The organism is Rhodococcoides fascians A25f (genome assembly GCF_000760935.2).
Taxonomy (GTDB): Bacteria; Actinomycetota; Actinomycetes; order Mycobacteriales; family Mycobacteriaceae; genus Rhodococcoides.
The window spans coordinates 3,739,473-3,756,976 of sequence record NZ_CP049744.1 but is presented as its reverse complement, the minus strand read 5'-3'; the positions used below and the strand labels follow the sequence as shown (position 1 = coordinate 3,756,976).

Below are 17,504 nucleotides of genomic sequence, written 5' to 3'. Positions count from 1 at the left end.
TACCTCGATATCGTCAGGGGTCGATGCGGCTGCACCGGTGGAAGTCATTGGATCGTCTGTCGGCAGATGCGCCACTGGCCCTCTTCTCGACCGAAATCGAACGCCAGGATCTCGCCGTCCCCTTCTTCTGTGCTCGGCTCTCCGTCGACCGTCGCCTTCAGTCGGATTCTGGTGCTGGCCTTGTCCCCGTAGATCGATGTACCGATGAATTCGGCAGCCGTCAGTTCGAGGTCGCCCGTCGAGGAGGTCGGGGCGGGAGAGGGTGTCGTGCTCGCCCGCTTCTCCCTGTTCGCTGCGCACCAGAACGAGGTCATCGCTGCATCGTCGTGGTCGGCCACGGCATCGAGATAATCGTTGGTCACCGATTCGAGTGCCGCGGTGTCGTCTTGCCCGCTCGCCGTGCTGGGCACCGGGTCGGTCGAATCCCACGGTGCGAGTACCACTGCGGCAATAACGGCACCGGCCACGGCGACCGTGCCCGCTGCCGCGGCCACCAGCCGCCCACGACCGCGCGCAGGTGGTGCAGGAGAGATCGGCAGATCGGGCCCACTACCGACGACGGGTGCCGGTTGGGTGCTCGGCGCGCCGGAAAAGGCGTGGGATCCCGCCACCGGTGCGGCTCCGAGTCGGTCGGGTAGTGCGAGCAACGCTCCTTGAGCCACCACCGTTTTCGGATCGTCGAGCGTCGCGATCGGGTGACCGAGGGAGTGGAGGGCACGGTGTACCAGAGGTATTCGGGACGATCCCCCGGTGAGGTAGAGCGCGTGCACCGCACTGCCCGTCAGTGCATGTGCCTCCGCGAGGGTGGCGTGCGTCAGAGCGACCGCACGTTCGATCTCGCTCGCGACGATCGTCTCGAACTCTCCGCGCTCGAGAGTCAGTATGTGCTGGCGATCGGTCCGACTGTCGCCGATGGCGATGGTGGCCGACTCGGTGGACGACAACAGCTCCTTTGCGCGGCGGATGGAGTCGTCGAGGGTTCGGAGCGTGTGCAGTGCCGCGTCCGTGCGGAGGAAGCGCGACAGTTCCGGATTCTCGTCCTCGAGTCGACGATCGACCCACCGGCGAACGGACGCATCGAGGTTCTTGCCACCCAAACCGTTGTCGCCGCGGGCGGCGACGACGTCGAAGGTGCCGCGAGCAGTGGCAGACAAGACGGCGATATCGACGGTTCCACCGCCGAAGTCGAACACGGCGATCGACGTACCCGGCTCGAGATACTCACTGCGACTGTAGAAATGGGCCGCAGCGCGCGGCTCCGACAGTGTGGACACCGAACCCGGGCCGTAGCCGGCCCGGTTCGCCGCCTCTTCCAGTACCGCGACTTCGCGAGGAGACCACGCCTCTGGGTGGGTCAGGATCAAGCCCGCTGGAGGTTGTCCCCGACGGTACGCAGTTGCCCGATCGATCACCGACCGCAGAACGGCGGCGATCGGAACCGCGATCGGCAGATCGAGGCCTGCAGCTCGAACGCTGCCCTGCGCGACCAGTCTCTTGGGGGAGGCGATGAAGGAAGCCGGTGCCGTCTGCGCCCTGTTGAGCGCTACATCGCCGACGTCGATTCGATCCGGACCGTCGACGAACACCGATGAGGGCATCAGGTTTCCCTGGTGGGTCAGCGCCACCGCCTCGACCCCGGAGCGTCGTGTGGAGCGTTGGGCCGCAGCGGTGTTCGATGTGCCGAAGTCGATCGACAGAGTCCAGCTCGGAGTGGGTGTGGGCTGTGTGGGGTCGTTCATGCCGTGCTCCGAATCGTGGTGTAGAGACGCAACAGTTCCCCCAGGGCAGCATCCTCGGCGGCGGTTCCGGCCGAGATCGAGCGCCCTGCTGCCCAATCGATTCGCTCGCTGGCCACGGCCACGACCTGTGCACGCTGGGCGTGGACGTCCAGTCCGAGACGCTCGGAATCGTTCCGTCCGGTGAGCACCCGCATCAACTCGCCCACCACCGGTGAGGAGTCGTCGGCGAGAAGCATGCCGCGCAGTGCTTGGAACAGCAGTACCGGCTGCAGGGCCGGGTCGCGTCGAACGGTGTCGGTGATCGCCCTGATCCGGTCTCTGAAGGTGTGCGTGAACGCCAGTGAATCCAGTTCGGTGAGAACACGACTCGCTCTGTGCAGGGTGGCGAAGTCACGCAGCGCGGTGTGCAGCACGCCTCTGAGCGGGTCCACCCCCGACCTGGCGATCAGCCACTGGCTCAGTGCGTATGCACCCCCGGCCGCAGCGGCTCGTCCACCGACCATGCCGTACTCGCCGATCAGGTCGAGTAGTCGATCCCTGGTCGGTGGATCGAGCGGAGCGGGGTCGTCGGATTCCAACAGGTCGAACAGTTCCAGCGGATTCAGGTGCGCCACGCGCTGCAGAGCGCGAGCATCCGATTCGGTGACACGACCGGTATGGGACGTCTCGGCCAGCAGCCCGGAAATCGGAATCACGGTCGCGACCGAGGAGGCCAGCGTGGCCGCCAATGTCACCGAGTGAGCCCTGGCATGCTCGATGGGATCGATGCGGCCGAGAGCTCCTTCTCCGAAACCGTCGGCTCGGGACAGAACACCCAGTGTGTTCAGCGGCGTGAACCCCAACTGCTGCAAGAACTTCATCTCGTCGGCGCGCGGGGTCGAGTCGAAGAGAAAGATCGCGGCGTCGGCGTCGACACTGGCGTTACGGGTCTGCTCGTAACCGTCGATGAGCGCCCGATGTGTGGCCTTTTCGTTCTCCACTGTCAGAGTTGCCAGACCCGGCGTGTCGATGAGCGTGATGTCGGACAACGCTTCCGACGGTAGGTACCGATGCACGTAGGCGACATCGGCGGCAGGAATTCCCAGGTCCGCCCGATATCCCTGCCTCAGTTCCACTGCCCGACGCTGTCCGTCCGGGGTCACGACGTCTGCGCGCGAGGGCATTCCGTTCTCGTACACGGTGACCACGTTGGTGGCTTCGAGCGTCGCGGTCTCCGCGATCGGTGCACCGATGAGCGCATTGACCAAGGTCGACTTGCCTGCCTTGAGTCGGCCCACCACCACAATTCGCGGCGGACCCCACAGGATGGCTCCTATCCGGTTGGCCTCGTGCACCAGATCCGGTGCCAGCGCGGCAAGTCCGTGCAGTCCACGGTCCAGTACGGAGCGCATCTCGATGTTGCGTGCGGCCAGCGGTGTTGCGGAAGGTTGCTGCACGTTCACCTAGGCACCTGCCGACGCTGGTCCGTACACCGATACCTCGGTGTACCGAATGATGCCGCCGGGACCGGCCCACCCCGGCCGGACTGCCTCCGCGATCGTGCCCACCCGATCGGGAGTCGGCGCAGCGACGCTGTGTACGGCCTTCTGCGAGCTCGAGTCGAACAGTGTTCCTGGCTGCGCGTCCAACCGGACGACACCCACCCGATGCAGCTCCTCGGAAATGCGATCGGTTGCCGATACCCCGTCACCCAGGTCGTGCACACCGATGAGCGCATCGACCAGTCGGCGGTCCGGTGATCCGTCGGAAGCAGGCGAATCATGATGGGGGAGTTCATGATCGAGTGCAGGGTCGTGGGGTGCCTGTCGGCGGTCGGGGCCGGCAGCCATCGAGTGAGCGAACCAGCCGACGAGAGCTCCGAGTAGCAGCGCGGCGGCGATCAGCGCCGAGGCGGTCGACATGATCACGAGTTCGTCTCGCTTTCGGTGGCGTCGGGGATGGGCGAGACAGGGGATGCCGATTCCGAGCTACGACCGGCCGACCGAACGAGCGCATTGTCGACCTCGGACATCGTGGCAGTGACGACTCTGAGGTTGTTGGACAGGCGCTTGAGGGTGGCGTCTCGTCCGGCGGCATCGAGACGGGCAGCGTCCTTGGCGTCGGACATCTGCTGTTGCACAGTATCGATGGAGGTTCGGATGTAGTCGCGGTAGCGTACGACAATCTCCGGTCGGCCCAGTGCGAGCGCGGCCTCCAGCATGCGTGCGGTGCTGGCTTTGGCGCTTCCGGTCGTCTCTCGCAGCCAGTTCAACAGGTTCTGTTTGCCGGTACGCATCGCTTTGTATCCGAGATTGACGCCGATCCAGACCACTCCGGCCACCGCTCCGACCCCGATGAGTGCACCGAGCATCGAGGTGCCGATCATGCCCATCGACAAGATGCTGGGATCGAGCAGGCCTTGACGCTTGCTCGCAACCTCACCCGTGGTGAGCGATTCGCCGGACATGGATGCGGCGATGTTGTGCTCGATCTGCTCCCAGATTCTGGGTGACTCGAACAACGGTTCTGCGACACGGCGCAATTCGTCGAGGAACAGGCGAACGGTGCCGGTCATGGCGGCCAGGAGGTCGGCCTCGATCTCGGCGGTGAACACCTGTGGGTTCTTCCGCAGTACTTCCATGCCGGACTTGTTGATTCGTGTCGTCCACTTCGTTCGGACGCGATCGAGTTCACCGTCCAGATGTGTCAGCGCCCGTTGGCGGGCCAGCGTGAGGTCGCGTCCGAGCCACTGCTCCCACTGCGCACTGGTGTCCTTGAGCTCCTGCAGTCGGTCTCGCTGAGCGGTCAACTCGGGCAGAGCATTCGCGCCCTGTTCGGTGATACCGATATCCGCGGTGATCTTGGCGTGGACCTTGCGTAGACCTTCGAGCGCAGTACGCAGGCCGTCTCGGACGCCACGTTCGGTGCCGTCGCCCAACCCGGCCGCGATCATCTGCCGCAGCTCGACGATTCCCGAAGATTCTTCGCCGCGCCGTCGCGCCTGATCGTCGACCATTTCCTGCGCCACGAGCGCGCGGACACTGGACACTCCGATTACGGGAACCGAACGCCGAAGGTGCTTGTGGAGCAGGCGCTTGTTCTCGTCGGCCACCGTTCGCCAGCGGCGTAGGTTCTTGTCGGTCTTGCTGACGACGACGATGACGGAGTCGACCGTCGAGGCCACGTCCCGAACGAAGTCCATCTCGGGTGCGGTGATCGTGGTGCTGGCATCGCTGACCACGACCAGAACGCTGGCCTGCTGTGCCGACTGAACGGACAGCTGGGCGGCGAGCGAATCCAAGCCCCCCGAGCCCGGCGTGTCGACGACGACAACATCTCCCATCGGTGAGTTCGCGACCGGAACGAGCGCGCGGGTGGGAAGCGACTGAGTTGCCGGATCACGCACGTGCGAACCGTTCACGGTCACCCACTCGGGTAGCTCCTCGATGCTCACCCGACGAGTGCCACCGGGAAACACCAGTTCGGCCGTCCCGGGGCCGCGGTCGGGTTCGCTGGGGACGAAGACCAGCGACGCGGAGGTGGTCGCTTCGACCCCGACCGGCGAGACACGGCTCGACACGAGAGCATTCACCAGCGAGCTCTTGCCGCGTTTGATCTCACCGACCACGACGACGCTCTGTCTCCGATCGACCGTGGCGGACTTCTCCTCGGCCAGCGCGGCCGTGGCCTCGAATCCGTACATCCTCAAAATCTTGGTGGCCCCGGCGAGTGTCTTCGCGGTGGCAGCATCCGAACCGGCACCCGTGCGGCGCTCCGGCAACGACGGTGTAGCGGTCTCGGACACGTATCGGCGCTCCGTTCTTTTCTCTCGCGGTCGTGTGCGGTTGTCGTTCGGCGAAACGACCGACGCGCATTCGACGCTCGGGCCGGCGGTTTTGTTCCCGGGCAACTCGAGATTGCCCAGCGGGAACAATGACACGATTCCTGGCGTCGGATCGCCGACTTCGATTCTCTCGAGAAGGGCATACCATGCGTTCGATGTGGACACGATCGGTACTGGCAACGCTGACGGTAGCGACGCTGGTGACGGGTTGCTCCTCCGGTGGCGACGGCCCGTCGAACGCGTCGGGACAGACGATCAGCGAGGCCGCTGCCCCCGGGGAGATCGACCCGGGAAACTTTCGCACGACACCTCAGGCACCGTTCGGCACGGTCAGCGACGAGACACAGGGGCGGGTGATCGAGGGCCAACGACTCGCAGAATTCGTCGTCCTGCCCAGCGAAGTCGATCCCCGCCTGTTGGACAATTTCAGCGGCACTACCGGAGCGTTCGCCGGAGCGAACTCCGTTCGTGGAGTCCCGTACACCGACGGTCAGGTCGATGTGCTGGCTCGCGAGAACATGATGTTGGGGTTCGCCTCCAATGCCAGTTACCGAGCCGACGAGCCAGGGGTGGATCCGGGTACCCGAAATGCGCTGTATCTCATGGTCATGCGGTTTCCGGACGCGGAGTCCGCTCGGCGTGCCGCGCAGGGGTTGATCGAGCAGTCCTACCTCCCGACCGAGTACAGCCCGGCGGCGGTGTCCACTCCCATCGACGTTCTGCCCGATACCCTCGTCTCCTCCAAACCCACCGCACTGGGCGGTGTGTCGAGCGATTCGTTCACCGCGCGAGGTGACTACGTGATCTCGGTCGACGCCTCTGCGCCCGAAGGCCAGCAGGATTGGGTCGCGCGCTCGATCGCGACGGCCGTCGACCGCCAGGGGACGCTTCTGGACCGGTTTTCGTCTACCCCGTCGGACCGGTTCACCGAACTGCCGATCGACGAGGACGAAGTGCTGGTTCTGACGCTGGAACAGGACGCGGACAATGCGAACCGCGACCGGCGCGCGGTGTACGGCGCCCGTGGCGCAGCGCACACCTCGACCGATTCGACCAAGACACTCGAGGAGTTCGAGAAGTCGAACAGCGATCGGATGGCCACCGACGGAACAAACGTCTACCGATCCGCTGACGCGTCCGGGGCCGCCGTCATGTACGACATGTTGAAGCAGGAATACCTCGACATGGGATTCGAGCCCTCGGCCGGGTCTCCCGGTGTACCCGACTCCAGCTGCCTGTCCAAGGACACGACCGTCGGGGTGCAGACGGCATGTCTGATGCACAAGGATCGCTACACCGCCGAGCTGTCCACGCTCGAGGACGAAACGAAGGCCCATCGGATGACGGCGGCCCAGTATCTGGTTCTCGACACTGCGACCGGGTCCTGACTGCGGGGCTGCAGTAACTCGGAACGGCAGCGACGAACAACGGCCCCGGGTCCGTCGATCCGGGGCCGTTCGTCGCGGTCGAGAAGTGTGACCGTATCGCTACTGCGGGTCGACGCGGCACACCTTCCACGTTCCGTTCTCCCTCAGGTAGTCAAGGCCGAGGATGGTTCCGTCGCCGCCGCCCAGGCTGGGGGCACCGTCCACGGTGGCACCGACCACCACTCGTGCGGTGGCGTGATCGGGCCCGTAGAAGTTCTGTGTCAACTTCTCGGCGACCACCATGTCGGTTCCGTCCGGGAACGGGGTGGGCTGCGGTGCCTTCTCGGCCCGTTCGATCGCCTGGGCGCACCGCACCGGAGCCAACCCGTCGGGTCCGCCGTTCGAGCCGAGGATGCTCAGGTACTGCGAGGTGAGTGCATCGATGTCCTGCGCATCCCTGTCCTGATCGACCACGGCCGCGGGTGCGGCGTCGGTGTCGGTGTCGGCGTCCTCGGGATCGGAGAGACCGGGAATCACGATCGCGGCCGCCACCGCAGCGACCGCGACGACACCGATCGACGCTCCGACGATCAGTGCACGCTTCTTGCCGCGTCCTGCGCCTGGTTCCGGGTCGGCCGGGTTCGGTGATGCAGGTGAATAGTGTCCGTAGTCCGTCATCGTGTTCTCCCAATCGTCATGTGTTTCGAAGAATCGTGCTGTGCTCGGTAGCCGATGCGTCCGGACTGCGGAGACTGTGCAACACCGAACGATGCAGCGATCGGACGTCGCCCGATCGCTGTTTGTTCCCGTGACCGGCGATCGAATCGTGGGGTCGTCGCGGCGGGAACATTGTGGCGCGACGCCGCGTCTGATGTCCGACGCAGCGAAAGGACAGCTATGAGAAGACGATTGGGACCCGGTGTGATTGCGGCCGCAGCAGCCATGGCGCTGGTGGCGGGGTGTGGATCGGACACCGATGGATCGACTCCCGACACAGGTGCCGCAGAGGCCACTGCCACCGGCGAGAATACCGACAGCGGGGTGACGGCAGCGGAGGGTGAGCTCGATCCCGGTGAGAACAGGACGTGGCCTCGGGCGGAATACGCACAGGTTCGGGACGAAACACAGGGCTACATGATCGAGGCGCAACGCCTGGCGGAGTATGTTGCCCTGCCCTCGGCCATCGACTCCGCCCTGGGCAAGAATTCGACGCTCGGAGTCCTGAAAGGTCCCGAGGCCACCGACCTGATCCTGCCGCAGGAAGCCGTTCCGGTCCTCACCGATGCAGGCATGCTGTCCGGATTCTCCACCGGGGGATCCTCCGATACTGCGCCCGATTCGGCAGCCGATCCCGTCGGCCGCGCGACGAGCGCCAACGTGCTGAACATCTCGGTGCTCAGATTTCCCGACGAGGCTGCCGCCGCCGACGCAGCCCGTGGCGTCCACGAGGTGTTGATCACCGAGGGCGCACCCGATCAGTACACCGGGACACCCCGACCGGCCGACACCGAGACTGCCATCGATGTCCTTCCGGAGACCTTGGCGTCGTCCAACACGCAGAACGACGCCTTGTCGGTCAACACCCTGACCGCGCGTGGGGATTTCGTCATCTACGTCAACGGGTACTCCGGTTCTGGCGACGAACAGTGGGCCGCCCGAACCATCGCCCGTGCAGTCGACGAGCAGGGAACGTTGCTCGACCAGTTCCCGGCCACGCCGATCGGACAGTTCGATTCGTTGCCCATCGACGTCGACAAGGTCCTGATTCTCACGCTTCCGGCCGAGGAGCGCTCGGTCAACCAGCTCAGTGTGTACGGGGCACGCGGTCTCAAACACTTCACCGTCAGCGGCGACCTCGATGCGGTATTGGACGAGACCGGCACCGATCGCGTTGCGATCGACGATTCGATGGTCTACCGCAGCGCGGACGCAGAAGGTGCGGAAAAGCTCTACCAGGCCATGAACGACGGCGATCTCGAAGACGGAGTCTACGAGCAATCCGCTCCCGCCCCCGGTGTTCCGGGATCGTCGTGCATCTCCAAGGAATCGACGACGGAGACGACCATCCGGTGCCGAGTGCACGTCGGTCGATACACCGCGATGGTCGACACCAAGGACGACGAACTGGCGGCACACCAACGGATCACCGCTCAGTACATGATTCTCGACGCTGTCGCCTGACATCGGTGTGCGCGGACCTCGTGACAGGGAGGCGAGGTTCCGCGCACCACGGGAATGCGTACCTGGACGCGCGGACGCGTAACCTGAACCCTCGTGCTTGTACTTGCCGTCGACACCTCGACCCCCGCCGTCACCGCAGGTGTGGTGCGCCTGACGGAGGCCGCCGGTGTTCCGGTCGAAACCCTCGCCACGCGGGTTCGGGTGGACGCGCGGTCGCACGCGGAGGTCCTGACGCCCAATATTCTCGAGTGCCTCACGGAGGCCCACATCACCGCGGCCGATCTCGATGCCGTCGTCGTCGGCGTCGGGCCCGGCCCCTACACCGGGTTGCGGGTGGGAATGGCGACAGCAGCGGCGTTCGGTGACGCGCTCGGGCTGCCGGTGTACGGCGTCTGCAGCCTCGACGCCATCGCGGCCGAGGTTGCCGAACCAGGGTCCCTGCTGGTGGTGACCGATGCGCGGCGTCGCGAAATCTATTGGGCCCGGTACGAAGCGGGGGTACGCACAGCGGGACCCGACGTTCTGGCACCCGCTGAACTCGACCGTCTCGGGGTCGACGCGGTCGCGGGCTCCGGTCCGCATGCCGCGCTGTTCGACCTTCCGATTCGCGATGTGCAGGCACCGTCACCGGCCGGTTTGATCCAGGTCGCGGCGGCCGATATCGCGAGTGGAGTTGTCCCGGGTCCGCTCGTTCCGCTGTATCTGCGCCGCCCCGATGCCAAGACGCTCGACGAGCGCGCCGCGGCGAAGGCCCGGCAATGACGGTATCGATCGAGCCCATGACCGTGCAGGACGCTCCTCGGTGCGCGTACCTCGAGACCGTCCTCTTCGAGGGCGACGACCCGTGGTCCGAGGATGCATTCGTCGCGGAACTGGCTGCGCCCCACAATCATTACTTCACGGCGCGCGAGGGCAGCGAGGTGGTCGGCTACGCAGGCATCGCCCTCCTGGGGCAACCGAGCCGCGGTGCGTTCGTGGTCGGTGAGTCCGAGGTGCACACCATCGGCGTCGATCCTGCTCATCACCGCAGAGGGATCGGCGGACGACTGCTCGGCGAATTGCTTCGAGCGGCCGACGAGCACGGTGGACCGGTCTTTCTCGAGGTCCGCACCGACAACGAGCCTGCCATCGAGTTGTACCGACGCGAGGGGTTCGAGATCGTGGGTACCAGGGCCAAGTACTACCAGCCGAGCGGAGCCGACGCCTTCACCATGCGTCGGCCGGAACGAACCGAAGGATCAGCCCGATGATCGTCATGGGTATCGAAAGTTCTTGCGACGAAACGGGAGTCGGGATCGTCCGGTGGAACGCCGGACAGTGCGAGCTGCTGGCGGACGAGGTGGCATCGAGCGTCGACGAGCACGCCCGTTACGGCGGAGTGGTGCCCGAGGTGGCGTCCCGGGCACACCTCGAAGCCATCGTGCCGACCATGCGGCGAGCTCTGGCAGCGGCCGACATCGATCGTCCCGACGCCGTCGCGGTGACGATCGGGCCGGGATTGGCCGGGGCGCTGTTGGTCGGGGTCGCTGCCGCCAAGGCGTACGCCGCAGCGTGGGGCGTGCCCTTCTATGCGGTGAACCACCTCGGTGGACACGTCGCGGTCGACACGCTCGAACACGGTCCGATGCCGTCGTGTGTTGCGCTGCTGGTCTCCGGTGGGCACACTCATCTGCTGCACGTCGACGATCTGTCTCGGCCGATCGCCGAACTCGGAACGACGGTCGACGACGCCGCCGGAGAGGCCTTCGACAAGGTCGCGCGACTACTCGGATTGGGCTACCCGGGCGGGCCTGCTCTCGATGCTGCTGCGCGCGAGGGTGATCCGTCCGCGATCGCGTTTCCCCGGGGAATGACCGGCCCTCGCGATGCCCGGTACGACTTCTCGTTCTCGGGAGTCAAGACCGCGGTCGCTCGATTCGTCGAGGCCAGGCAACGCGCCGGCGATCCTGTTCCGGTAGCTGACATCGCCGCATCGTTTCAGGAGTCCGTCGCCGATGTGTTGACGATGAAGGCGGTTCGTGCGGCAACCGACGTCGATGTCGACACGATCGTCCTCGGCGGGGGTGCCACGGCCAACTCGCGTATCCGGTCGTTGATCGAAAGTCGTTGTGCCGAGCAGGGTTTGACACTGCGAATACCGAAGCCGCGGCTGTGCACCGACAACGGTGTCATGATTGCGGCCCTGGGTGCACATCTCGTCGCCGGCGGCGCTGCGCCGTCTGCACTCACCGCAGTGACCGATCCCGGTCTATCGGTTGCGACCAGTCAGGTACCCGGCTGAACGTCCGGAACGGGCTCGGAGGTTCGCGGAGCAGCCGACTCCTGTGATGTGCGGGGTTCGACGCTCTGGCCGGACACCGCAGGCGGTGGCGACCACACGGTGGGCGGAGGCGTCAGTTCGGGAGTGGGATCGGAGCCGCGGACGACCGTCGTCGGAACCGCGATCGATTCGGTCGGTTCCACACCGCTGGATTCCACACGGCTGGGTTCCACACCGCTCTGTGGCACGGCCTCGGCCGAGGGTTGCGGTGTCGATCCGGGGCTGAGCTCGGTGGGGCCGGACGGCGTTGTCGTACCGGGGGTCTCGCCCGCGTCGGGGTCGGTGGGCTCGACAGGTGCAGTGGTGGTCGGTGCGGGCGTCGTGGGCTCGGGGGTGACCGGTGTCGGCGGCACGACGGTGACACCGGTGCCTGCTCCGGGTGACGACGACTCCGGCGGCGGACCGACCGGCCATTCGATGCGCGGGAGGTCGGGAGCAGGTCGCAGCGTCGGCGTGGTGGTCGGTGCCGTGGACGTGGTGAGTCCGGACGACGAATCCGTCGACTCCACCGTGGTTGCTGCGGGTCCGACGGGGTCTCCCGAGCTGCGGGCGGAGGTCGACGTGTCACCGGGCGAGTAACCCTCGGCCACGGGTCGTCCCGAGTCGCCGGAGCCGGCGACGGGGTTCGTCGCGCTGCCGGCAGGGGACACGCTCGGGTCGTCTGCCGGGGTCATCGTCTGTAGGCCGTAGGCGAGCACCAATCCGCCCGCGACGACGGCGGCAGCTATCGCTCCCGAGTAGCGACTCATCCGGCCCGCGGTTCGGCGTGCAGCCGAAACCAGTGGGTAGTCGGTGTCGGTCACCGATGCGGCGACCGCGGCCGCCCCCACGGCGAGTACGGCGTCGGGCTCGGGGAGGCGAATGACGCGGGCATGGAACATGTCGGTGATGGACGAGGCCAGCAGCGGGATGTGGGCACCGCCGCCGATGAGCACGATGGCCTCGGGTTCGTGGGTGCTCTCGTCGAACACTCTGCGGACGAACAGGGCTGCTTCGCGCAGGAGCGGCGATGCAGCGGTCTCGAATTCACTTCGGCCGACGGTCAGCGGTACCCCGCTGTAGCGCTCGATCCGGACTTCGTCATCGCAGGAGAGCTGTTCCTTGATCGATCGGTACCGTGCCGATCCAATTCCGCGGTCGTCGCGAATGTCGTCGCGCAGGTTGTCACGGGTCATGTCCTGGACGAGATTCTTGACGAGAGCGTCAAGTGCGTTGCCGCTGACGACGTCCGACCGGCCGTGCGCCGATACCGTTCCAGCCGTTCGGTCGGTGACGGTGACCGACAGGCCCGACGCGCCGAGATCGACCAGAGCGATCGTGTCGTAGCCGTCGATCAGGCCGGTGGTCGCCAGGTGCGCAATTGCCGCCGCGGATTCGGGCACGAGCCGAACGTCGCGGGTGGTGTGCGCCAATGCGCCGCGAATTGCCGCGGCGTGCTCTTGGGTGCGGTAGGTGACGGCGATGGCGTCGGGTGATCGATGTCCGGGAACCATCGATGCCATGAGCTCGATCGCAGAGGTGACGAGCTCGCCCATATCGGTGTTCGCCTGGCGATCGGCCGATACCGTCCGATACTCGACCGTGCTACTGCCGTCGAAGTCGACTGTGACGAGGGCTGCGCACACGACCTCGGATCCGGTGGACACTCCCACTCCTACCCGCATGGTGCACCTCCCGCCCCTGTTTGCCTGTCCGGTTCGACTGCCTTGTGCCTCATGTCGCGACACAGCTGTCGATCGTTATCGTTCGGACAGCCCCGTTATCGTAACGTTACTTCCGGTGTTTATGCGAGCGTTATATTCCGTGCGGTCGGTTATCGGGAAGCTTTTCGGCGTGGTTCACCAGGCTTTTCAATGGACGAGGGCGCAGCCGGAAAAACACGGAAATCGGTAGCGGCATCGGCGTTTCGGGGCCTGATTTGCTGCGATTTGCGACTGATGGGGTCCGAGAAGCTGTGCGTCGTCGGTAGCGGACAACCGTCCGGGCCCGCACCGACTCGAATCTGGCGAACCCAGCCCTTGAGTGCTGGCACTCTCGTGTATAGAGTGCTAGTTGGCATCGAGCGAAGTCCCGGCACCCGCGACGACGGGAACGAGTTCGAGCTGTTTATCAGGACCGCACGAGAAGTACTTACACACAGCTGTCCGGGGATCCGACCCCGGACGCGTACCCCATAACTTTTGGAGGGCTCAACGTGGCGAGCGTGAAAATCAAGCCGCTCGAGGACAAGATCCTCGTCCAGGCCAACGAGGCCGAGACGACGACCGCCTCCGGTCTGGTCATCCCCGACACAGCCAAGGAGAAGCCTCAGGAAGGCACCGTCGTCGCCGTTGGCGAAGGCCGTGTCACCGAAAAGGGCAATCGCATTCCGGTCGACGTCAAAGAAGGTGACACCGTCATCTACAGCAAGTACGGCGGCACCGAGATCAAGTACGCCGGCGAGGAGTACCTGATTCTGTCGGCACGCGACGTGCTGGCAGTCATCGCCAAGTAGGCCACAACGCATCCCGCCCCGGAAGCCGATCTCGTGTCGGTGCCGGGGCGGTGTGCGATCGAGTTTCTTTACTCGAAGGAGTAACACCGAAACATGGCAAAGCAAATCCAATTCAACGAGGAAGCGCGCCGGTCACTCGAGCGCGGCGTCGACAAGCTTGCCGACGCAGTCAAGGTCACTCTCGGACCCCGAGGACGCCACGTCGTGCTGTCCAAGGCATTCGGCGGACCGACCGTCACCAACGACGGTGTGTCGATCGCTCGTGAGATCGACCTGGAAGATCCGTTCGAGAACTTGGGCGCACAGCTGGTCAAGAGTGTCGCCACCAAGACCAACGACGTCGCAGGCGACGGAACCACCACCGCGACGGTTCTCGCGCAGGCTCTCGTGCGCGGCGGACTGAAGAACATCGCCGCCGGTGCGAACCCGATCGCACTCGGCGTCGGGATCTCCAAGGCTGCCGACAAGGTTGCCGAGGCTCTGCTCGCCGCCGCTACTCCGGTCGAGGGCAAGCAGGCCATTGCTCAGGTTGCCACCGTGTCCTCGCGTGACCCCGAGATCGGCGAGCTCGTCGGTGAGGCGCTCACCCGCGTCGGTGCCGACGGCGTGGTCACCGTCGAAGAGTCTTCGACTCTGCTCACGGAACTCTCGGTCACCGAGGGCGTTCAGTTCGACAAGGGCTACCTCTCGCCGTACTTCGTCACCGACGTCGACACGCAGGAAGCCGTACTCGAAGACGCGTACGTCTTGCTCTACCGCGAGAAGATCACCTCGCTTCCGGACTTCCTTCCCCTGCTGGAGAAGGTGGCCGAGAGCGGCAAGCCGTTGCTCATCCTCGCCGAGGACACCGAGGGCGAAGTTCTCTCGACGCTCGTCGTGAACTCGATCCGCAAGACCATCAAGGCCGTCGCCGTGAAGGCGCCGTTCTTCGGTGATCGTCGCAAGGCATTCCTGGACGACCTCGCCGTCGTGACTGCGGGACAGGTCATCACTGCCGATGTCGGTCTGAGCCTGAAGGAGGCCGGTCTCGAGCTCCTCGGGCGCGCTCGTCGTGTCGTGGTGACCAAGGACGACACGACCATCGTCGACGGTGCGGGTTCCCAGGAAGACATCGATGCTCGCGTCGGCCAGTTGCGTCGTGAAATCGAGAACACCGAGTCCGAGTGGGATCGCGAGAAGCTCGAAGAGCGTCTGGCGAAGCTCTCGGGCGGCATCGCCGTCATCAAGGTCGGCGCAGCCACCGAGACCGAGCTCAAGGAACGCAAGTTCCGCGTCGACGACGCAGTGGCAGCAGCCAAGGCGGCCGTCGAAGAGGGCATCGTTCCCGGCGGTGGCTCCGCTCTGACGCAGGCAGCGTTGTCGCTGGCCGATGATCTGGGCCTGACCGGCGACGAAGCGACCGGAGTCGCCGTGGTGCGCACTGCGCTCAACGCGCCGCTGTTCTGGATCGCCACCAACGCCGGCATCGACGGTTCCGTCGTGGTCAGCAAGGTTGCCGAGCTGCCGAAGGGACACGGATTCAATGCCGCGACCCTGACGTACGGTGACCTGCTGGCAGACGGCGTCGTCGATCCGGTGAAGGTGACTCGTTCCGCTGTGGTCAATGCTGCGTCGGTTGCTCGGATGATCCTGACGACCGAGAGCTCGATCGTGGAGAAGCCGGAAGAGGCCGCCGAGCCTGCCGCCGGGCACGGTCACGCTCACTGACGTTCGGTAGAACTACGACGAAGCCCCCAACCCGTATCGGGTTGGGGGCTTCGGCATGTGTGCGTGAGTGTCGCGTCGACTAGACCGCGATACGGCGACGGTTGTGCCGGGCGTGCAGTTCTCGCTCGGTTTCGGACATTCCGCCCCAGATGCCGTACGGCTCACTGACGTTGAGAGCGTGTGTGCGGCACTGCGCGAGAACGGGGCAGCTGCGGCACATTTCCTTGGCGCGCATCTCGCGCTGTGCTCGTGCGCGGCCTCGCTCGCCGTCCGGGTGGAAGAACATGGACGAGTCGACCCCACGGCACAGGCCGTGCATCTGCCAATCCCAAATGTCGGCGTTCGGCCCAGGGAGGTGATTCGGCTGCGGCATGAAAACTCCTAGGGTGGTGTGGCTTCTCGGATTCGTGATCCGAATGCCGACAACGTTATGTGGGTCGACGAAATCCAGTCAATAGTTCTTCGTCGTGGGCAAATGCATAGTTATGGTGCCAAGAATTAACACGGGCGATATTTACTTGGACCTCACCGCGTGCGTGTCGCTCCTGTTGAAGAATCCGCGAACACGGGAGACGATAGGGAGAGCACGGCTCGGCATCCGTCCCGTCGACGCTGGGAATCAATGGCCGAAACTGCGGCGTCGTGCGGTCGATTCTCCTGGCGTTCGTCCATGTTCTCGCTGTTCAGGGTCCTGTGAAGGCTCCAGGGGTTCGTTCGGTGCAAGCTGGTCGGCTCGGTCGGAACTGCACTGCACTCGGCGTGCGGTGTCGGCCTCTGGAACTGCATGTTCAGGGCCGAGCCTTCGGGCAACGACCGCCGAGGTTTCTCGGCACGGTTCACCGTTTCGGTGCGGCGCTTAACCTATTCGCTACACAGCGTTCAGATTGCCGTTTCCTGAACGGTCTTATTTACATTGTTAATTCCTTGAAAACTGCAATTCGTGCACGGAATGAAGAGCCCGCATCCGGTGCTGAGATCGAGTACGAATTCTCGCCACACCGAGTGGTTCTCGGCGCAGCACAAAGGCCCTACCCTTGCGTCGTGCCACCAGAGCAGATCTCGCGGTCAGCCGTGACGCCCTCCGACCTCCTCGACGTCGCTTTCGGTCCGGACCCCGGCCGATTTCCACTCCCTGCGGCGACCGGTCCCCGCGAGAGCTGGTACCGCAGCGTGGCGTTGGCCGGGCAAGGTCGATACGGCGCGGCGGACGTCGAGCTGCGGCGGTACAGACCGGACAGCCTGGAACTCGAGTCGCTGCACGCGTCGACCAGAGCGTCATGGCTGCGTCAACTGGGTAGGCACGATCGGGCGCGCCGCTTCGACGGCAGAGCGGTGTTTCTCGTCGGTCTCGTGGGACCTCCGCGATCGAGGGACACCGTCGAAGCCCGCAGCGATGCGTTGATCGGCCTCGCCGCCGATGCGCTCGGCACGGGGCGGTTCGAGTTGGCGCAGATCCTGCTCGAGCGCAGCGAGGAACACCGGCAGGGGCCGAACGGCGATCGGCTGTGGCGTCCGGCTCTGCGAGCTGCGTGGGTGTCGGCCGAACTGGCGATGGTGCGCGGCGACGGCCCGACGGCCGTCCGACACGCCGAATCCGCACTGGCTCTCGCCAACGATGCCGATTCGTTACGCCACAGCATCAAGACGGACCTGGTCTTGGCGGCCGCACTGAGTTGCGCAGGGCAGAGCACCCGCGCACATGATTCGGCGGTCCAGGTGGCCAGCGCTGCGGCGATGCACGGCCTGCTGCCCCTGCGCTGGGCCGCGACGATGCTCTGCGAAGGAACCGGAATCGCCGACGCAGGGATGATGACCTCTGCCGATCTCGCTTCGGCGATCGATCGCCGGAGTGGTTCGTCGATCGACTGACCAG

General features: G+C 65.3%; 15 protein-coding genes. 8 read left to right on the top strand and 7 right to left on the bottom strand.

Features of this window, described 5'->3' with window-relative positions:
• Window positions 1-44 precede the first annotated feature (44 nt).
• Genes BH93_RS17680 through BH93_RS17665 form a run of 4 tightly spaced genes read right to left on the bottom strand, consistent with a single transcriptional unit; the run spans window position 45 to window position 5,523 of the window.
• Window positions 45-1,739, bottom strand: a complete 1,695-nt coding sequence (locus BH93_RS17680) for an Hsp70 family protein (RefSeq protein ID WP_052065687.1) — start codon at window positions 1,737-1,739, stop codon at window positions 45-47.
• Window positions 1,736-3,181: a dynamin family protein gene (locus BH93_RS17675; RefSeq protein ID WP_037176616.1), complete on the bottom strand. Its 1,446-nt coding sequence runs from the start codon at window positions 3,179-3,181 to the stop codon at window positions 1,736-1,738. The genes BH93_RS17680 and BH93_RS17675 overlap by 4 nt, the downstream gene beginning before the upstream one ends.
• Window positions 3,182-3,646: a hypothetical protein gene (locus BH93_RS17670; RefSeq protein WP_052065689.1), complete on the bottom strand. Its 465-nt coding sequence runs from the start codon at window positions 3,644-3,646 to the stop codon at window positions 3,182-3,184.
• The gene (locus tag BH93_RS17665) at window positions 3,643-5,523 is read right to left on the bottom strand and encodes a dynamin family protein (protein WP_242459000.1); all 1,881 of its coding nucleotides are present in this window, start codon (window positions 5,521-5,523) and stop codon (window positions 3,643-3,645) included. The genes BH93_RS17670 and BH93_RS17665 overlap by 4 nt, the downstream gene beginning before the upstream one ends.
• A gap of 194 nt (window positions 5,524-5,717) precedes the next feature.
• Between BH93_RS17665 and BH93_RS17660 the strand changes: the two genes are divergently transcribed.
• On the top strand, window positions 5,718-6,950 hold the full coding sequence (locus BH93_RS17660) for a DUF7373 family lipoprotein (protein ID WP_155291090.1): 1,233 nt from the start codon (window positions 5,718-5,720) through the stop codon (window positions 6,948-6,950).
• 99 nt (window positions 6,951-7,049) lie between these two features.
• Here the strand turns inward: BH93_RS17660 and BH93_RS17655 are convergent, their stop codons facing one another.
• Window positions 7,050-7,607, bottom strand: a complete 558-nt coding sequence (locus BH93_RS17655) for a hypothetical protein (RefSeq protein ID WP_037176620.1) — start codon at window positions 7,605-7,607, stop codon at window positions 7,050-7,052.
• Window positions 7,608-7,826: 219 nt separating this feature from the next.
• Here BH93_RS17655 and BH93_RS17650 point away from each other — a divergent pair, with 219 nt between their 5' ends.
• The 4 genes from BH93_RS17650 (at window position 7,827) to tsaD (ending at window position 11,391) form a co-directional block, all read left to right on the top strand.
• A complete protein-coding gene (locus tag BH93_RS17650; RefSeq protein WP_155291091.1) occupies window positions 7,827-9,110 on the top strand; it encodes a DUF7373 family lipoprotein in 1,284 nt (427 codons plus the stop codon).
• Window positions 9,111-9,203: 93 nt separating this feature from the next.
• Window positions 9,204-9,872: a tRNA (adenosine(37)-N6)-threonylcarbamoyltransferase complex dimerization subunit type 1 TsaB gene (gene tsaB / locus BH93_RS17645; protein ID WP_037176625.1), complete on the top strand. Its 669-nt coding sequence runs from the start codon at window positions 9,204-9,206 to the stop codon at window positions 9,870-9,872.
• Window positions 9,869-10,360, top strand: coding sequence for a ribosomal protein S18-alanine N-acetyltransferase (gene rimI / locus BH93_RS17640; protein WP_037176626.1), 492 nt, complete (start codon window positions 9,869-9,871; stop codon window positions 10,358-10,360). Before tsaB ends, rimI begins: the two co-directional genes overlap by 4 nt.
• Complete coding sequence (gene tsaD / locus BH93_RS17635; RefSeq protein WP_032376736.1) at window positions 10,357-11,391, top strand: tRNA (adenosine(37)-N6)-threonylcarbamoyltransferase complex transferase subunit TsaD; 1,035 nt, start codon at window positions 10,357-10,359, stop codon at window positions 11,389-11,391. The genes rimI and tsaD overlap by 4 nt, the downstream gene beginning before the upstream one ends.
• On the opposite strand, the gene BH93_RS17630 is transcribed toward tsaD, so the two are convergent.
• A complete protein-coding gene (locus BH93_RS17630; RefSeq protein WP_052065691.1) occupies window positions 11,376-13,094 on the bottom strand; it encodes an Hsp70 family protein in 1,719 nt (572 codons plus the stop codon). The two genes, tsaD and BH93_RS17630, sit on opposite strands and share 16 nt — an antisense overlap.
• Window positions 13,095-13,624: 530 nt before the next feature.
• Here BH93_RS17630 and groES point away from each other — a divergent pair.
• Window positions 13,625-13,924, top strand: a complete 300-nt coding sequence (groES, locus tag BH93_RS17625) for a co-chaperone GroES (protein ID WP_008718149.1) — start codon at window positions 13,625-13,627, stop codon at window positions 13,922-13,924.
• 93 nt (window positions 13,925-14,017) lie between these two features.
• Entirely contained in the window at window positions 14,018-15,631 is a 1,614-nt protein-coding gene (gene groL / locus BH93_RS17620; RefSeq protein ID WP_032376738.1) for a chaperonin GroEL, read from the top strand.
• Window positions 15,632-15,710: 79 nt separating this feature from the next.
• Here groL and BH93_RS17615 read toward each other — a convergent pair whose 3' ends face one another.
• Window positions 15,711-16,004: a WhiB family transcriptional regulator gene (locus BH93_RS17615; RefSeq protein ID WP_027496361.1), complete on the bottom strand. Its 294-nt coding sequence runs from the start codon at window positions 16,002-16,004 to the stop codon at window positions 15,711-15,713.
• A 668-nt stretch (window positions 16,005-16,672) separates the two neighbouring features.
• Between BH93_RS17615 and BH93_RS17610 the strand changes: the two genes are divergently transcribed.
• Entirely contained in the window at window positions 16,673-17,500 is an 828-nt protein-coding gene (locus BH93_RS17610) for a hypothetical protein (protein ID WP_155291092.1), read from the top strand.
• Window positions 17,501-17,504 lie beyond the last annotated feature (4 nt).